The organism is Agromyces arachidis (assembly GCF_052805135.1).
This window is the reverse complement of the sequence record NZ_JBRBDK010000012.1, coordinates 25,817-42,091: the sequence shown is the minus strand read 5'-3', so window position 1 is coordinate 42,091 and position 16,275 is coordinate 25,817. Positions and strand designations below refer to the sequence as shown.

At 73.1% G+C, this 16,275-nt stretch carries 14 protein-coding genes and 1 tRNA gene; 12 read left to right on the top strand and 3 right to left on the bottom strand.

Features of this window, described 5'->3' with window-relative positions; translation table 11 throughout:
- Nucleotides 1-6 precede the first annotated feature (6 nt).
- Nucleotides 7-1,038, bottom strand: a complete 1,032-nt coding sequence (locus tag ACUY4T_RS13605) for a YeiH family protein (protein WP_446019502.1) — start codon at nt 1,036-1,038, stop codon at nt 7-9.
- A complete protein-coding gene (locus tag ACUY4T_RS13600) occupies nt 1,035-2,723 on the bottom strand; it encodes a dolichyl-phosphate-mannose--protein mannosyltransferase (protein ID WP_446019501.1) in 1,689 nt (562 codons plus the stop codon). The genes ACUY4T_RS13605 and ACUY4T_RS13600 overlap by 4 nt, the downstream gene beginning before the upstream one ends.
- A 52-nt stretch (nt 2,724-2,775) precedes the next feature.
- Here ACUY4T_RS13600 and rsmI point away from each other — a divergent pair, with 52 nt between their 5' ends.
- From rsmI to ACUY4T_RS13550, 10 genes are all read left to right on the top strand, one after another.
- The gene (gene rsmI, locus ACUY4T_RS13595) at nt 2,776-3,603 is read left to right on the top strand and encodes a 16S rRNA (cytidine(1402)-2'-O)-methyltransferase (protein WP_446019500.1); all 828 of its coding nucleotides are present in this window, start codon (nt 2,776-2,778) and stop codon (nt 3,601-3,603) included.
- Between the two features lie 139 nt (nt 3,604-3,742).
- The gene (locus ACUY4T_RS13590) at nt 3,743-4,852 is read left to right on the top strand and encodes an NADP-dependent oxidoreductase (protein ID WP_446019499.1); all 1,110 of its coding nucleotides are present in this window, start codon (nt 3,743-3,745) and stop codon (nt 4,850-4,852) included.
- 73 nt (nt 4,853-4,925) lie between these two features.
- Nucleotides 4,926-6,488: a methionine--tRNA ligase gene (gene metG / locus ACUY4T_RS13585; RefSeq protein ID WP_446019498.1), complete on the top strand. Its 1,563-nt coding sequence runs from the start codon at nt 4,926-4,928 to the stop codon at nt 6,486-6,488.
- The gene (locus ACUY4T_RS13580) at nt 6,485-7,417 is read left to right on the top strand and encodes a TatD family hydrolase (protein ID WP_446019497.1); all 933 of its coding nucleotides are present in this window, start codon (nt 6,485-6,487) and stop codon (nt 7,415-7,417) included. Before metG ends, ACUY4T_RS13580 begins: the two co-directional genes overlap by 4 nt.
- A gap of 67 nt (nt 7,418-7,484) precedes the next feature.
- Nucleotides 7,485-8,387 carry a 16S rRNA (adenine(1518)-N(6)/adenine(1519)-N(6))-dimethyltransferase RsmA gene (gene rsmA, locus ACUY4T_RS13575; RefSeq protein ID WP_446019496.1) on the top strand — a complete coding sequence of 301 codons (903 nt, stop codon included), beginning with the start codon at nt 7,485-7,487 and terminating at the stop codon, nt 8,385-8,387.
- 9 nt (nt 8,388-8,396) lie between these two features.
- On the top strand, nt 8,397-9,347 hold the full coding sequence (locus ACUY4T_RS13570) for a 4-(cytidine 5'-diphospho)-2-C-methyl-D-erythritol kinase (protein ID WP_446019495.1): 951 nt from the start codon (nt 8,397-8,399) through the stop codon (nt 9,345-9,347).
- A 45-nt stretch (nt 9,348-9,392) separates the two neighbouring features.
- Entirely contained in the window at nt 9,393-11,246 is a 1,854-nt protein-coding gene (locus ACUY4T_RS13565) for an ABC-F family ATP-binding cassette domain-containing protein (RefSeq protein ID WP_446019494.1), read from the top strand.
- Nucleotides 11,247-11,437: 191 nt separating this feature from the next.
- Nucleotides 11,438-12,325, top strand: coding sequence for a MetQ/NlpA family ABC transporter substrate-binding protein (locus ACUY4T_RS13560; RefSeq protein ID WP_446019493.1), 888 nt, complete (start codon nt 11,438-11,440; stop codon nt 12,323-12,325).
- A gap of 91 nt (nt 12,326-12,416) precedes the next feature.
- Entirely contained in the window at nt 12,417-13,445 is a 1,029-nt protein-coding gene (locus tag ACUY4T_RS13555) for a methionine ABC transporter ATP-binding protein (protein WP_446019492.1), read from the top strand.
- The gene (locus ACUY4T_RS13550; RefSeq protein ID WP_446019491.1) at nt 13,445-14,104 is read left to right on the top strand and encodes a methionine ABC transporter permease; all 660 of its coding nucleotides are present in this window, start codon (nt 13,445-13,447) and stop codon (nt 14,102-14,104) included. The genes ACUY4T_RS13555 and ACUY4T_RS13550 overlap by 1 nt, the downstream gene beginning before the upstream one ends.
- A gap of 9 nt (nt 14,105-14,113) precedes the next feature.
- Here the strand turns inward: ACUY4T_RS13550 and ACUY4T_RS13545 are convergent, their stop codons facing one another.
- Entirely contained in the window at nt 14,114-14,611 is a 498-nt protein-coding gene (locus ACUY4T_RS13545) for a MarR family winged helix-turn-helix transcriptional regulator (RefSeq protein ID WP_446019490.1), read from the bottom strand.
- A 116-nt stretch (nt 14,612-14,727) separates the two neighbouring features.
- Between ACUY4T_RS13545 and ACUY4T_RS13540 the strand changes: the two genes are divergently transcribed.
- A tRNA-Gln gene (locus ACUY4T_RS13540) sits at nt 14,728-14,799 on the top strand.
- Nucleotide 14,800: 1 nt separating this feature from the next.
- Nucleotides 14,801-16,264, top strand: a complete 1,464-nt coding sequence (gene glmU / locus ACUY4T_RS13535) for a bifunctional UDP-N-acetylglucosamine diphosphorylase/glucosamine-1-phosphate N-acetyltransferase GlmU (RefSeq protein ID WP_446019489.1) — start codon at nt 14,801-14,803, stop codon at nt 16,262-16,264.
- Nucleotides 16,265-16,275: the final 11 nt, after the last annotated feature.

Sequence of the window (16,275 nt, the reverse complement as noted above, 5' to 3'; positions counted from 1 at the left end):
AGGCGATCAGCCGAGCAGCGCCGCGCCGTAGGCGAGCGCGGCGACGAGCACCCACGACGACAGTCCCACCAGGAGAGCCCGCCAGCCGGTGCGGACCAGTGCGGCGATCCGGATCGACGCGCCGAGCGCGAACAGCGCCATCGCGAGCAGCGTCGTCTGCACGAGGTCGGCGGCGGCGAGCAGCGGCTCCGGCACCGGGACGAACGTGCGGAGCAGGACCGCGGCGAGGAATCCCACGACGAACAGCGGCACGACGGCGGGACGGGGGCCGGCGGCATCCGTGGCCCGTCGTCGCTCGACCCCGGCGGTGACCGCGACCATGGGCGCGAGCAGCAGCACGCGCGTGAGCTTCACCACGACCGCGACCGCCAGCGCCGACGTCCCCGCGACCTGCGCCGTCGCCACGACCTGGCCGACGTCGTGCACCCCGGCGCCGACCCAGTGGCCGAACGCCGGCGCGTCGAGGCCGAGCGGGATCCGCAGCGCGGGCAGCACCGCGATCGCGAGGGTGCCGCACAGCGTCACGAGTGCCACCGGCACCGCCTGCTCCTCGTGGCGCGCGCGCACCGCGGCGCCCATCGCGCCGATCGCGGAGGCTCCGCAGATCGCGAAGCCGCTCGCGACCAGGAGCGGTTCGCGGCCCGGCAGGCCGAGCGCACGACCGAGCCACCACGTGCCGCCGAAGGCGAGCACCACCACGGCGACGGTCGTCAGCACCGTCACCCACCCGAGCGCGGCGATGTCGCCGAGGGCGAGCTTCAGGCCGAGCAGCACGATCCCGGCGCGGAGGAGCGTGCGCGCGCTGAAGGCGAGCCCCGGACGGAGCGGGCCGTCGAGGGCGGGTCGCGCCCGCCGCACCTGGCCGATGACGATGCCCGCCGCCACCGCGATCGTCAGGAGGGGGATGGCGGGAACCGCGAGATGCGCCAGCCAGGCGACGACCGCGGCCCCCGCTGCGACGGCGAGGCCGGGTATCCGCTCCCGGAACCGCCGCGCGCGGCCGGGTTCCACGGCCGCGTCCTCGTCGCGCGGGTTCATCCCCAGCCCGGCAACCAGAAGTGGAGCTGCCGGAACTCGGGGCTCACCGGCATCGCGGTCCACAGGGGGAGGAAGAACAGCGACACCGCGATCGTCACGGACAGGTACACCGCGACCGTGGCGATGCCCCGCTGACGGCGCCACCGCAGGTCGTCGGGCCGCCCGAGCACGAGGCCGAGCACGTAGACGAGCGCGAGCGTCACGTAGGGCTGGTAGGCGATCGTGTAGAAGTGGAACACGGTGCGCTCGAGGTACAGGAGCCACGGCAGGTATCCCGCCGCGACGCCCAGCAGCACCGCCCCGGCCTGCCATTCGCGGTAGCGCGCGAAGCGGTACACGAGGTACACCGCGGCGAGCGTGGCCGCCCACCAGATCAACGGGTTGGCGATGCCGATGATCGACGCGACGCACTCGTCGGCGCCGCATCCCGACTCGTCGGCGTAGTACATGTTCGTCGGACGGAGCATCAGCGGCCACGTGAGCGGGTTCGCCGACCACGGATGCTCGCTGCGCACCCCCACGTGGTAGCCGAAGGCGGCCTGGTGGTAGTGCCAGAGGCTCTGCAGCGGGAGCGGCACCCACGACCAGAAGCCCGTCGCCGCATTCTCGGCCTGGGCGGCCCAGTCGCGGTAGTACCCGCCCGACGTCGCCAGCCAGCCCGTCCACGACGCCAGGTAGGTCGCCGCGGCGACCGGGACGAGCAGGAGGAACGTGACGGGCCCCTGCTTGACCACCGCGCCCTCGACGTAGAACGGCAGGCCGGAGCGGCGCCGCGCCAGGGCGTCGACGAGCACGAGGTAGATCCCCACTGCGGCCAGGAAGTACAGCCCCGACCACTTGACCGCGATCGCCGCGCCGAACGCGACGCCGGCCGCCACGACCCACGGGCGGGCCCAGACGACCGGCCCGGAGCGCGGTTCGCCGCCGCCCTCGCGGAGCGCCGCGAGTCGAGCCCGGAACCGCGACGACGTCCGGGCCCGGTCGAGGAGCACGAACCAGAATCCGAGCAGGCCGAAGAGCATCAGCCAGTTGTCCAGCAGTGCCACCCGGCTCATCACGATGGCGTTCCCGTCGATCGCGAGCAGGAGGCCGGCGATCACGGCGAGGGTCGTCGAGCGGAAGAGGATGCGACCGACCATCGTCATCGCGAACACCGCCACGACGCCGGCGAGCGCGGTCGAGGCGCGCCACCAGAACGCGCTGTCCGCGCCGAAGACGGCCATGCCGAGGCCCAGCATCCACTTGCCGAGGGGCGGATGGACCACGTAGGAGCCCTCGTCGGAGAACGCGTCGGTGTCGCCGCGGGCGAAGCCCGCGTCGGCCCCCTCCGGCCACGCCGACTCGTAGCCGTTCGCGATGAGGGTCCACGCGTCCTTCACGTAGTAGGTCTCGTCGAACACCACGACCTGCGGGTGGCCGAGGCTCCAGAACCGCAGCGCCGCGGCGACCAGCGCCACCGCGACGGGGCCGCCCCAGTCCCAGAGCGCCCGACGGCGCGGGGTGCGCAGGAGGTGCGCCCACCACTCGTCGAGGCGGGAGCCGCGGGGGCGGTCGTCGACGGCCTCGACGCTCGGCGCGGGCGGCGATCCGGCCGGCGGTGCGCCGGCCAGGACGGTGGGTCCGGTGTCCGAGGCGGCGTCGGGGACGGCGTCGCGCGCGTCGGCGTCGGCCCCGTTCGCACCCATGCGCCCCACTGTAGCCGCGCCCGGGTGGGCCTCCGTGCGTCAGACTGGAACCGTGATCATCCTCGCGGCGACGCCCATCGGCAACCTCGGCGACGCCTCGGCGCGGCTGCGCCAGGCCCTCGAGGATGCGGACGTCGTGGCATCCGAGGACACGAGGGTGACCCAGCGGCTGCTCGCCGCGCTCGGCGTCGCCAATCGGCCCAAGCTGATCGCGCTGCACGAGCACAACGAACGCGCCCGCGCCGGCGACCTCGTCGACCTCGCGCGCGAGGGCGACCTGCTCGTGCTCAGCGACGCGGGCATGCCGACCGTCTCCGATCCCGGCTTCCCGCTCGTGCAGGCGGCGGTCGCCGCGGGCGTGGCCGTCACGGCGATCCCCGGGCCGAGCGCGGTGATCACCGCGCTCGCCGTGTCGGGCCTGCCGACCGACCGGTTCGCGTTCGAGGGGTTCCTGCCGCGCAAGCAGGGCGAGCGGATGCGGCGGCTGGCCGAGCTCGCGCCGGATCGCCGCACCCTGGTGTTCTTCGAGGCGCCGTCCCGGATCGCGGCGAGCCTGGAGTCGCTCGCCGAGGCGTTCGGCGCCGACCGGCCCGCGGCCGTGTGCCGGGAGTTGACCAAGCTCCACGAGGAGGTGCGCCGCGGCCCCCTGGCCGAGCTCGCCGAATGGGCCGCGGGCGGGGTGCGGGGCGAGATCTGCATCGTCGTCGGCGGCGCACCCGAACCCGCGCCGGCCGACGAGGGGGAGGCCGTGCAGCGCGTGCTCGCGCTCGCGGCATCCGGGACCCGGCTGAAGGACGCCGCGGCGACGGTGGCCGCGGAGACCGGGCTCGGCAAGCGCGACCTGTACGAGGCGGCGCTCTCGGCGCGTCGTCCCGACTGAGCGCCGGCCCCGGATCGGGCGCGTCCGACGCCGCCCAGACCGATTCATTCGCATGCATCGGAATCACAGGTGGCTCCCAAGCGGCTCCCACCGTGCGAGCGCAGGATGACGGCGACATCGGAGTCCAGGGGGTGACGTCATGGCACAGGCGGTTCGGTTCAGTGAGTTCGGCGGTCCGGAGGTGCTCGAGGTTCGGGAGGTCCCGACGCCCGAGCCCGGACCGGGGGAGGTGCTCGTCGAGGTGTACGCCGCGGGGATCTCGCCGGTCGAGACGGCGGTACGGGCCGGATCGAACGCGGACCGGTGGCCGGTCGAGTTCCCCTCGGGCCAGGGTCGCGAGTTCGCCGGGGTCGTCGCGAAGGCCGGAGCGGGCGCGGGCCGGTTCCGGCGCGGCGCGGAGGTCATCGGCTACGTCGCCCGCGGCGCGCAGGCCACCCACGTGGTTGTGCCCGAGGCGCAGCTCGTGCCGAAGCCCATCTCGCTCTCCTGGGAGGTCGCGGGGTCGCTCTACGTCGCCGGGACGACCGCGCTGGGCGCCGTGGAGGGCGTGAACCTCGGTTCCGGCGACGTCGTGGTGGTCACGGCCGCGGCGGGCGGCATCGGCTGCCTGGCCGCGCAGCTCGCGAAGGCCCGCGGCGCCGTCGTGATCGGCACCACGACCGAGGAGCGCTTCGACTTCATCCGGCAGTTCGGCATCATCCCCGTCGCGTACGGCCCGGACCTCGCGGCCCGCGTCCGGGAGATCACCGGATCGCCGGTCACCGCGTTCCTCGACTTCCTCGGCGGCGGGGCCGACGAGGCCGCCGCGCTCGGCGTGGCGCCGTCGCGCGTGTTCACGACGACCGACTGGGCCGCGGTCGAGGACCACGACGCGGTCAAGCTCTACGCCGGCGACACCCTCGCGCTCGGGCGCGTGGCCCAGATGGTGGCCGATCGCCAGGTGCGGCTGCCCATCGCCGACGTCTTCTCGCTCGCCGAGATCGGGGACGCGTACCGGCAGCTCGACCAGCGCGACTCCGCCGGGAAGATCGTCATCGGCATGAAGCTCGTCGACTACAAGGGCCAGAAGGTGAAGCCCGCCCGCATCAAGCAGCAGGACGTCACCATCGGGATCCCCACGCCGCACGACCGGGTCGCGGTCGAGGACATGCTCCCGCCGGTGATCGGCGACGGACGCGCGCGCCGGCTGCGCACCGGACCGATCCCCACCGTGGAGGTGCCGGTCGGCGCCGGGGCACCCGCGCGCTGAACGTCGCCCGCGCACGTCCGGGGCGGATCCGCCCCGGCGTCGCGCCGCCGGCGCCGCCCGTAGGATTGAGGGCATGGCCGACGGCTCCTCGTTCTACATCACGACCCCCATCTTCTACGTCAACGACGTGCCCCACATCGGGCACGCGTACACCGAGGTGGCCGCCGACGTGCTCGCGCGGTGGAACCGCCAGGCGGGTCGCGACACCTGGATGCTCACCGGCACCGACGAGCACGGCCAGAAGATCCTCCGGACCGCGACCGCCAACGGCGTGAGCCCGCAGGAGTGGGCCGACAAGCTCGTCGCGGAGGCGTGGAAGCCGCTCCTCGACACCGTCGACGTCGCCAACGACGACTTCATCCGCACGACCGACGAGCGGCACGAGGCGAACGTGCGGAAGTTCCTCCAGCACCTGTTCGACGAGGGCTGGATCTACACCGGCGAGTACGAGGGCTACTACTGCGTCGGCTGCGAGGAGTACAAGCAGCAGTCCGAGCTCATCGACGGCGAGGGCGAGTACGCCGGCCAGCTCGTGTGCGCCATCCACTCCAAGCCCGTCGAACTGCTGCACGAGAAGAACTACTTCTTCCGCATGTCGGCCTTCCAGGAGCGCCTGCTCGAGCTGTACGAGAGCCGCCCCGACTTCGTCCAGCCCGAGTCGGCCCGCAACGAGGTCGTGAGCTTCGTGCGCTCGGGACTCGCCGACCTCTCGATCTCGCGGTCCACGTTCGACTGGGGCGTGAAGGTGCCGTGGGACGAGACCCACGTCGTCTACGTGTGGTTCGACGCGCTGCTCAACTACATCACCGCCGTCGGGTACGGACAGGACGATGCGGAGTTCGCGCGTCGCTGGCCGGCGCAGCACGTCGTGGGCAAGGACATCCTCCGCTTCCACGCGGTCATCTGGCCGGCGATGCTCATGGCCGCCGGCCTCGAGGTGCCGAAGGGGGTCTTCGGTCACGGCTGGCTCCTCGTCGGCGGCGAGAAGATGTCGAAGTCCAAGCTGACCGGCATCGCGCCCGAGCAGATCACCGACACCTTCGGCTCCGACGCGTTCCGGTACTACTTCCTCTCGGCGATCTCCTTCGGGCAGGACGGCTCGTTCTCGTGGGAGGACCTCGCGGCCCGCTACCAGGCCGAGCTCGCCAACGGCTTCGGCAACCTCGCCTCGCGCGTGGTGGCGATGATCGGGCGGTACTGCGACGGGGAGGTGCCCTCGGGCAGCGCCGGTCGCACCGACGCCGACGAGGCGATCGCGACGCTCGAGGCCGAGGTGACGGATGCCGCCTGGCGGGCCGTCGAACGGCTCCAGGTGCACGAGGCGATCGCGGAGACCTGGCGTCTGGTGGACGCGCTGAACGGCTACCTCACCGAGCAGGAGCCCTGGGCGCTCGCGAAGGATCCCGCGAATCGCGAGCGGCTCGAAGCGGTGCTCGCCACGGCCTACCACGGTCTCGGCACGCTCGCCGTGCTGCTCTCGCCCGTGGTCCCGAAGTCGACCGCGAAGCTCTGGACCGCGCTCGGGGCGCCCGGGACCGTGCAGGAGCAGCGCATCGAGCGGGCCCACGAGTGGACGCCCGGCGCTCGCGTCACGGCGCTCGAGCCGCTCTTCCCGCGGGTCGAGGTCGCCGAGTGACGGCTCCGGCCGACCACCTCCGAACGCGCTCCGACGGCGGTCGCGCGGCCGAGTACCCGCCGCTGCCCGAGCCGCTCCCGGTCGCCGTCTACGACAACCACACGCACCTCGAGATCGCCGACGGGGCGCTGCCGCTGACCGCGCACGAGCACCTCGAGCGAGCGGCCTCCGTCGGCGTCGCCGGCGCGGTCCAGGTCGGCACGGATGTCGCGACGAGCCGATGGTCGGCCGAGATCGCGGCGCGCGAGCCGCGCCTGCTCGCCGCCGTCGCGCTGCACCCGAACGAGGCGCCCGAGCTCGACGCACGCGGCGAACTGGATGCCGCACTCGCGGTCATCGACGAGTTCGCGGGACGGCCGCGCGTCCGGGCGGTCGGCGAGACCGGCCTCGACTTCTACCGCACCGGCGAGGACGGCCGCGACGCGCAGTTCCGGTCGTTCGAAGCCCACATCGACATCGCGAAGCGCCACGGCATCGCCCTCCAGATCCACGATCGCGACGCCCACGACGAGGTCGTCGCGACCCTCCGGAGGGTCGGACCGCCGACGACCACGGTCTTCCACTGCTTCTCGGGCGGCGAGGACCTGGCGAGGCTCGCCGGCGAGTCCGGCTGGTATTGCTCGTTCGCGGGCAACGTGACGTTCAAGAACGCGGAGAACCTCCGCGAGGCCCTCCGCATCCTGCCGCGGGAGCTCCTGCTCGTCGAGACCGACGCGCCGTACCTCACGCCGGTGCCGCTGCGCGGACGCCCGAACGCCCCGTACCTCGTGCCGCACACGATGCGGTTCATGGCCGACGTCCTCGGCGCCGACCTCGACGAGCTCTGCGCGCAGGTCGCGGGCAACACCGTCCGCGCGTACGGATCGTGGGCGGAGGGGCTCGCGCCGTCCGCCGACGGGCCCGTGGCCGATCCGGCGGGATCGCCGTGATGCGGCGCGCCGCGACCACCGCGGCACCGGCGTGCCGCAGCATCGAGACCGTGCGGGGGTACAGCCGGTGAACGCGCGCCGCCACGAGGCCGACGGCGCGGACCGAACGCCGCGCCTGCTCGGGCCCGCCGAGATCCGCGACCTCGCCGAGCTCCTCGGCGTGACGCCGACGAAGAAGCTGGGCCAGAACTTCGTGCACGACGCGAACACCGTGCGCCGGATCGTGCAGGCCGCCGGCGTCCGTCCCGGCGAGACCGTCCTCGAGATCGGACCCGGCCTCGGGTCGCTGACGCTCGGGCTGCTCGAGGCGGGCGCCGACGTCGTCGCCGTCGAGATCGACGCGCGCCTCGCGGCGCAGCTCCCGCACACCGCGAGGGTCATGCAGCCCGACGCGCGCCTCACGGTCGTGCACGACGACGCTCTGCGCGTGATGACGCTGCCCGGCGAACCGAGCCGGCTCGTGGCGAACCTGCCGTACAACGTCTCGGTCCCCGTGCTGCTGCACCTGCTCGAGCACTTCCCGTCGCTGCGCAGCGGCATCGTGATGGTGCAGGCCGAGGTCGGGCACCGGCTCGCGGCGGAGCCGGGATCCAAGGTCTACGGCGCGCCGAGCGTGAAGGCCGCCTGGTACGGGCGCTGGCGCATCGCCGGCCAGGTCTCCCGGATGGTCTTCTGGCCGGTGCCGAACGTCGACTCCGTGCTCGTCGGCTTCGAACGCGGCCCGGCGCCGGGCGACCCGCCGGGCACCGAGGCCGAGCGGGTGGCCGTGTTCGACCTGGTCGACGCCGCGTTCCAGCAGCGCCGGAAGATGCTGCGGCAGTCGCTCTCGGGCCGGCTGGGCGGCTCGGCGGCCGCGGCGAGCGCGGTGCTCGAGCGTGCCGGGGTCGACCCGCAGGGGCGCGGCGAGCAGCTGACCGTCTCGGACTTCCTGCGCGTCGCGCGGGCCGCGATGGCCGAGCGCATGCCCTAGCGTGGAGCCATGACGATCGCGGCGACCGACGAGGCGGTGCACGTCCGGGCGCCCGGCAAGATCAACCTCTTCATGCGCGTCGGCGAGGCCGGCGCCGACGGCTACCACGACGTCGCCACCGCGTACCAGGCGGTGTCGCTGTACGAGGACGTCCGGGCCTGGCCGGACGACGAGATCACGGTCGGCTTCACCGGGTCCGTCGACACCTCGGACCTGCCGACGGATGCCTCGAACCTGGCGGTCCGCGCCGCCCGCCTCCTCGCGAAGCACGCCGGCGTGCCCGGCGGCGTGCGCCTCGAGATCGACAAGCACGTGCCGATCGCCGGCGGCATGGGCGGGGGGTCGGCGGATGCCGCGGCCACGCTCGTCGCGTGCGACGCGCTGTGGGGCACCGCGCTCCCGAAGGAGGAGCTGCACGCGCTCGCCGCGTCGCTCGGCGCCGACGTGCCGTTCGCGCTCACCGGCGGCACGGCGATCGGCACCGGGCGCGGCGATCGCCTCAGCCCCGCGCTGGCCACGGGATCGTTCCACTGGGTGCTCGCCGTCGCGGAGTTCGGCCTGTCCACGCCGGCGGTCTACGGCGAGCTCGACCGCCGCCGCGACGCCGGGCTCGAGGCCGACTGGCAGCCCGGCTCCGCGGTCGCGTCGGCGGCGCCCGCCGTCGACCTCTCGGTGCTGCAGGCGCTGCGGGCCGGCGACCCGCACCGGCTCGGCGCCGCACTGCACAACGACCTCCAGTCGGCGGCGCTCTCGCTCGCGCCCGGCCTCGGCCGGATCCTCGAGATCGGCCGAAGCAACGGCGCGCTCGCCGGACTCGTCTCGGGTTCCGGGCCGACCGTGGCGTTCCTCGTCGAGGACGGCGACGCGGCGATCGAGCTGCAGGTCGCGCTGTCTGCGGCCCGGCTCACTGCGGTGCACGTGCACGGACCCGTGCACGGTGCGCGCGTCGTGCTGCGCTGACGCCCGGCGCCGCCCCGGTGCGCAGTGGCTAGGGTGGAGCGCGACATGGCACACCTCCTCGGCGCCGAGCGCCTGCACCTCGAGTTCCCCACCCGCACCGTCTTCGACGAGGTCACCCTCGGCATCGACGAGGGCGACCGCATCGGCATCGTGGGGCGCAACGGCGACGGCAAGTCGACGCTGCTGAAGCTGCTCACGGGGCGCCTCGAGCCCGACGGCGGCCGCGTGACCGTGCGTCGCGGAGTGCGGATCGGCATGCTCGACCAAGCCGACGCCATCGACCCGGATGCCACGGTCGCCGATGCGGTCGTCGGCGGCATCGAGGAGCACGTCTGGGCGGGCGACGCCAAGGCGCGCGACGTGATCGCGGGCCTCCTCGCCGACGTGCCCTGGCAGGGCCGGGTGGGCGACCTGTCGGGCGGGCAGCGTCGCCGCGTCGGGCTCGCCGCGCTCCTGGTCGGCGACTGGGACGTGCTGTTCCTCGACGAGCCGACGAACCACCTCGACGTCGAGGGCATCGCCTGGCTCGCACGCCACGTGAAGGGCCGCTGGGCGGCGAACGACGGCGCGCTCGTCGTGGTGACGCACGACCGCTGGTTCCTCGACGAGGTGTGCACGGCCACGTGGGAGGTGCACGACCGCATCGTCGAGCCCTTCGAGGGCGGGTACGCCGCGTACGTGCTGCAGCGCGTCGAGCGCGACCGGATGGCCGCCGCATCCGAGGCCAAGCGCCAGAACCTGATGCGCAAGGAGCTCGCGTGGCTGCGCCGCGGCGCGCCGGCACGGACGTCGAAGCCGAAGTTCCGCATCGAGGCGGCGAACCAGCTCATCGAGGACGAGCCGCCGGTGCGCAATCCCGTCGAGCTCAACCGCCTCGCGGTGTCGCGGCTCGGCAAGGACGTCGTCGACCTCCTCGACGTGACGGTCGAGTACCCGGTGCGGGATGCCGCGCCCGGCGCGCCGGCGACCCGGACCGTCCTGCACGAGCTGGAGTGGCGCATCGCGCCGGGGGAGCGCACCGGCATCCTCGGCGTGAACGGCGCCGGCAAGTCGACCCTGCTGAAGCTGGTGACCGGCGAGGTGCAGCCGACCACCGGCCGGGTCAAGCGCGGCAAGACGGTCAAGATCGCCGTGCTCAGCCAGGAGCTCGCGGAGCTCGTCGAGTGGGCCGACGAGCGGGTCAGCGCCGTGGTCGCGGCGCAGAAGTCGAGCTACGTGTTCGGCTCGGGCTCGAAGGCGGTCGAGCTGACGCCCGGGCAGCTGCTCGAGCGCCTCGGGTTCACCAGCCAGCAGCTCGCGACGCCGGTGAAGGACCTCTCGGGCGGCCAGAAGCGCCGGCTGCAGCTCCTGCTCATCCTGCTGCAGGAGCCGAACGTGCTGATCCTCGACGAGCCCACGAACGACCTCGACACCGACATGCTGGCCGCGATCGAGGACCTGCTCGACGCGTGGCCCGGCACGCTCCTCGTCGTCAGCCACGACCGCTACCTCGTCGAGCGCGTCACGGACCGCCAGGTCGCGATCCTCGACGGGCACCTCCGCGACCTGCCGCGAGGCGTCGAGCAGTACCTCGAGCTGCGCCGCCAGCAGGAGGCGACGGATGCCGGGCGCGCGGCTTCCGCGGCCACGGCGTCGTCCGGCGCGGCGGCCGCGGCGGCGCCCGGACCCGCGCTCGCCGGAGCCGATCGGCGCGCGGCCGAGAAGGAGCTCTCGTCCATCGACCGTCGACTCGAGAAGCTGCAGGCCCAGATCGCCGAGCAGCACGAGCGACTCGCCCGCCACGACCAGTCCGACTACGTGGGCCTCGGCGCCCTCGGCGACGAACTGCGCGCGCTGGAGGGCGCGGTGGCGGACCTCGAAACCCGCTGGCTCGAAGTTTCCGAGCAGTTGGAAGGCTGAGTTCGCAGGATCTGTGACATGGCGTGACAACCACGCCAATCGAATGAAGCATCTTCGCCTACCGTGGGAAGCGCGTTCGCGAACGCGGCATCGACGCCCCACCGCCACCAGCGGTGGGGTTTCGTCATGCCGGGCACCATCCGCCACCAGCACCCGTTCGCGCGCGTCGAAGCGAAAGAGGAACCCCGCCCATGTCCGGAACCCGAACCAAGCTCGTCGCCGCGCTCGCCGCGGCCCCCCTCGCCATCGGCCTGGTCGCCTGCTCGTCGGCCGGCGCGGCCGAGACCGCCGACGTCGTCCGCATCGGCGTCGTCGGCAAGTCCGACCCCCAGTGGCCCGCCTTCGAGGAGGCCGCCGCCGAGGCCGGCATCGACGTGGAGCTCGTCGACTTCGCCGACTACACGCAGCCCAACCCGGCGCTCGCCGAGGGCGAGCTCGACCTCAACCAGTTCCAGCACATCGTCTACCTCGCCGACTACAACGTCTCGGCCGACGCCGACCTGCAGCCGATCGGCGCGACCGCGATCTACCCGCTCGGCCTCTACTCGCTGAACCACGACTCGGTCGACGACATCCCCGCCGGCAGCACCGTCGCCGTTCCGGACGACCCCTCGAACCTCGCCCGCGCGCTGCTCGTGCTGCAGTCGGCGGGCCTCATCGAGCTCGAGGGCGGCGGCTCGATCTTCTCGACCGTCGACGACATCGACGAGGCGGCCTCGAAGGTGGCGGTGACGCCCCTCGACGCGTCGCTGACCCCGACGAGCCTGCCGGATGTCGCCGCCGCCGTCATCAACAACGACTTCGTGCAGGACGCCGGCCTCACCTTCGCCGACGCGATCGCGCAGGACGACCCGAGCGACCCCAACGCGCTGCCCTACGTCAACGTCTTCGCGGCCCGTGCCGAGGACGCCGACGACGAGACGTACCTGAAGCTGGTCGAGATCTTCCAGACCGACCCCGAGGTGCAGGCGGGCCTGATCGAGGCGTCGGGCGACACCGCCGTGGCGCTGACGACCCCGGTCGACGAGCTCCTGGGCTCGCTCGCCACGGTCGAGGACGACACCCGCGCCCACGGCTGATCCCGACCACGACACGACCCCGCACGCGCGCGGGCGACGAGCCCCCACCGGGCGACGCCGCCCGCACGCGCGTGCGCGGAGGAGGTACCGCATGGCGCTCGTGACCCTCGAGCACGTGAGCAAGTCCTACCCGGCCGTGGGCCGGAACGCGGAGGCCGTCACCGCGGTCGACGACGTCTCGCTCGAGATCGAGGCCGGTGACGTCTACGGCATCATCGGCTACTCGGGTGCCGGCAAGTCGACGCTCGTGCGACTCGTGAACGCGCTCGAGCCCGCGACGAGCGGCTCGATCCGCATCGACGGGCGGGAGATCACGGGACTCCGCGAGCGCGAGCTCCGCCGCATCCGCCTCGGCATCGGCATGGTCTTCCAGCAGTTCGAGCTGTTCGAGGCGAAGACCGTGCGCGGCAACGTCGCGTACCCGCTGAAGGTGGCCGGCTGGGCGAAGGCCGACGTCCGCGCCCGCGTCGACGAGCTGCTCGCGTTCGTCGGCCTCTCGGACAAGGCCGACGCCCGCCCCGACCAGCTCTCCGGCGGGCAGAAGCAGCGCGTCGGCATCGCCCGCGCGCTCGCGACCCGGCCGCGCATCCTCCTCGCCGACGAGGCGACGAGCGCGCTCGACCCCGAGACGACGCACGAGGTGCTCGCGCTCCTCAAGCGCGTGAACGAGGAGCAGGGCGTCACGATCCTCGTGATCACGCACGAGATGGACGTGATCCAGTCGATCGCCACGAAGGTCGCCGTGATGGACGCGGGCCGCGTGATCGAGCACGGCGACGTCTTCGACGTGTTCTCCGCCCCGCGGCATCCGTCGTCGAGGAGGTTCGTCGGCACGGTGGTCAAGGGCGTGCCCTCGCCGGCCGAGCTCGCGGTGCTCCGCGAGCGGCACGAGGGGCGCATCGTGACCTGCTCGTTCCGCGACGGCGACGCCTCGCAGGCGCGCGTCTTCCTCGACCTCGCCGAGGCGGGACTCGAGTTCGAGCTCGTCTACGGCGGCATCAACGACATCCGGGGCCGCGCGTTCGGCCACCTCACCCTCGCCGTGCGCGGCGACGACGCCGCGATCGACGGCGCGCTCGCCGCGGTCGCGCGGCACGCCGACGTGACGGAGGTGCGCTGATGGACCGGCTCCTCGAACTGGGTCCCGAGTTCTGGGCCGCCGCCGGCGAGACGCTCTACATGGTCGCGCTCACGATGCTCTTCGGCGGCGCGGGCGGGTTCCTGCTCGGCCTCGGGCTCTACGCGACGAGGCGCGGCGGGCTGCTGCCGAGCACCATCGTGAACCAGGTGCTGAACCTCGTCATCAACTTCTTCCGGCCGATCCCGTTCATCATCTTCATCGCGGCCGTGCAGCCGCTGACCCGCGCGGTCATCGGGGTGGGCATCGGCACGGATGCCGCGATCTTCGCGCTCTCGCTCGCCGCGGCGTTCGCGATCGGGCGCATCGTCGAGCAGAACCTCGTCACCGTCCGGCCCGGCGTCATCGCGGCCGCACGGTCGATGGGTGCGGGCCCGGTGCGGATCCTCGGGACGGTCGTCGTGCCCGAGGCCCTCGGCCCGTTGATCCTCGGCTACACGTTCATCGTCATCGCGGTGATCGACATGTCGGCCATGGCGGGTCTCATCGGGGGCGGCGGCCTCGGGTACTTCGCGCAGCTCTACGGCTTCCGGCAGTTCGAACCGGTCGTGACGTGGGCGGCGGTGCTGCTGATCGTGGTGTTCGTGCAGGTCGTGCAGTTCGCCGGCAACCGGCTCGCGCGGCGGGTGCTCAGGCGGTAGGCGCCGGGGTCAGGCGAAGCCGAGCGAGAGCTTCCGCAGCAGCGCGGCGAGACGGCGCTGCTCGGCCGGCGGCAGGCCCGCGAGCAGCTCGGCCTCGGCGTCGACGAGCCGCGTGATCGCCGCGTCGACGCGCGTGAGCCCGGCCGGCGTCATCTCGACGAGGATGCCGCGGCCGTCGTGCGGGTCGGTCTGGCGCGTCACCAGCCCGCGCGCGACGAGCCGGTCGATCCGGTTCGTCATGGTCCCGCTCGAGACGAGCGTCTGGGCGAGGAGCGCCTTAGGCGGCAGGCGGAACGGCGCGCCCTCACGGCGCAACGCCGAGAGGACGTCGAACTCCCACGACTCGAGCTCGGAACGCTCGAACGCCTGCCTCCGCGCCCGGTCGAGGAGCTTCGCGAGCCGGCCCACCCGCGAGAACACCTGCAGCGGCGCGAAGTCGAGGTCGGGGCGCTCCCGCTCCCAGTCGTCGACGATCCGGTCCACCTCGTCCCGGTCCGCGGTCGTCATGCGGCCAGTATCCCATCGACGACGACTCCGCCCGGCGGAGCCGGGCGGCGTTCCGATCCGGCGGATGCCGCGTGGCAGACTTGGTAGGCGCGCTCGGCGGACTCCGCCCGGCGCGGTCCGCCATGGTGTAACGGCAGCACGACAGCCTTTGGAGCTGTGAGGCCCAGGTTCGAATCCTGGTGGCGGAGCATGGACAACAACCTCGCCATCATCGTCCTCGCCGCGGGTCAGGGGACCCGCATGAAGTCGGCCACGCCGAAGATCCTGCATCCGCTCGCGGGTGCGCCGATCATCGCGCACGTGCTCGCCACCGCGCGAGCGCTCGACGCCGCGCACGTGGTCGCGGTGGTGCGGCACGAGCGCGACCTCGTCGCGGAGGCGATCGCGACCGAGCTGCCGGGCACGATCATCGTCGACCAGGACGAGATCCCCGGCACCGGGCGGGCCGTCGAGCAGGCCGTCGAGGCGCTGCCGGCCGACTTCGCGGGGGAGGTGCTCGTGCTGAACGGCGACGTGCCGCTGCTGAACGCCTCGACCCTCACCGAGCTGCTCGAGCGGCACCGCGCCGACCGGCTCGCCGCGTCGGTGCTCTCGGCCCGCTACGACGACCCCACCGGGTACGGCCGCATCGTGCGCGCCGCCGACGGGTCGTTCGACCGCATCGTCGAGCAAAAGGACGCCTCCGAGGTCGAGCTCGCGATCGACGAGGTCAACGCGGGCGTGTACGCGTTCGGCGCGAACGCGCTGCGAGACCAGCTCGCGAACCTGACCACCGAGAACGCCCAGGGCGAGAAGTACCTCACCGACGTCATCGAGCACCTGCGGGCCGCGGGCTCTGAGGTCAAGGCGCGACCGGTCTCGGAGGGCTGGCTCGTCGCGGGCGTGAACGACCGCGCGCAGCTGTCCGAGACGGCCGCGCGGCTGAACGCCCTCATCGTGCGGGGCTGGCAGCTCAACGGCGTGACCATCGAGGACCCGGCGACCACCTGGATCGACCTGGCGGTGCGCATCGAGCCCGACGTCACCATCCGCCCCGGCACGCAGCTCAAGGGCGCGACCGCGATCGCGACCGGCGCGGTCGTCGGCCCCGACACGACGCTCGTCGACTGCGAGATCGGCGCGAACGCCGAGGTGAAGCGAACGGACGGCACGCTCGCCGTCATCGGCGCCGGCGCGACGGTCGGGCCGTTCTCGTACCTGCGGCCGGGCACCGTGCTGGGCGCGGACGGCAAGATCGGCACCTTCGTCGAGACCAAGAACGCGAACATCGGCGCGGGCAGCAAGGTGCCCCACCTCTCGTACATCGGCGACACCGAGATCGGCGAGGGCTCCAACGTCGGCGCCGGCTCCATCACGGCGAACTACGACGGCGTGGCCAAGCACCGCACCACGATCGGATCGCACGTGCGCACCGGATCGCACGGCGTGTTCGTCGCGCCCGTTACGATTGGGGACGGCGCCTACACGGGAGCCGGGACGGTCGTCCGCAAGGACGTGCCCGCCGGCGCACTCGCCGTGAACGTGGCCCCGCAGCGCAACATCGACGGGTGGGTCCTGGAGCACCGCGCGGGCACCGACGCGGCCGAGGCGGCCGGGGCCGCCGAGCCGGCGGGGGAGCCCGCCGACGACGCCGGCCGGCAGGCCGAGGACTGATCACACCAGAG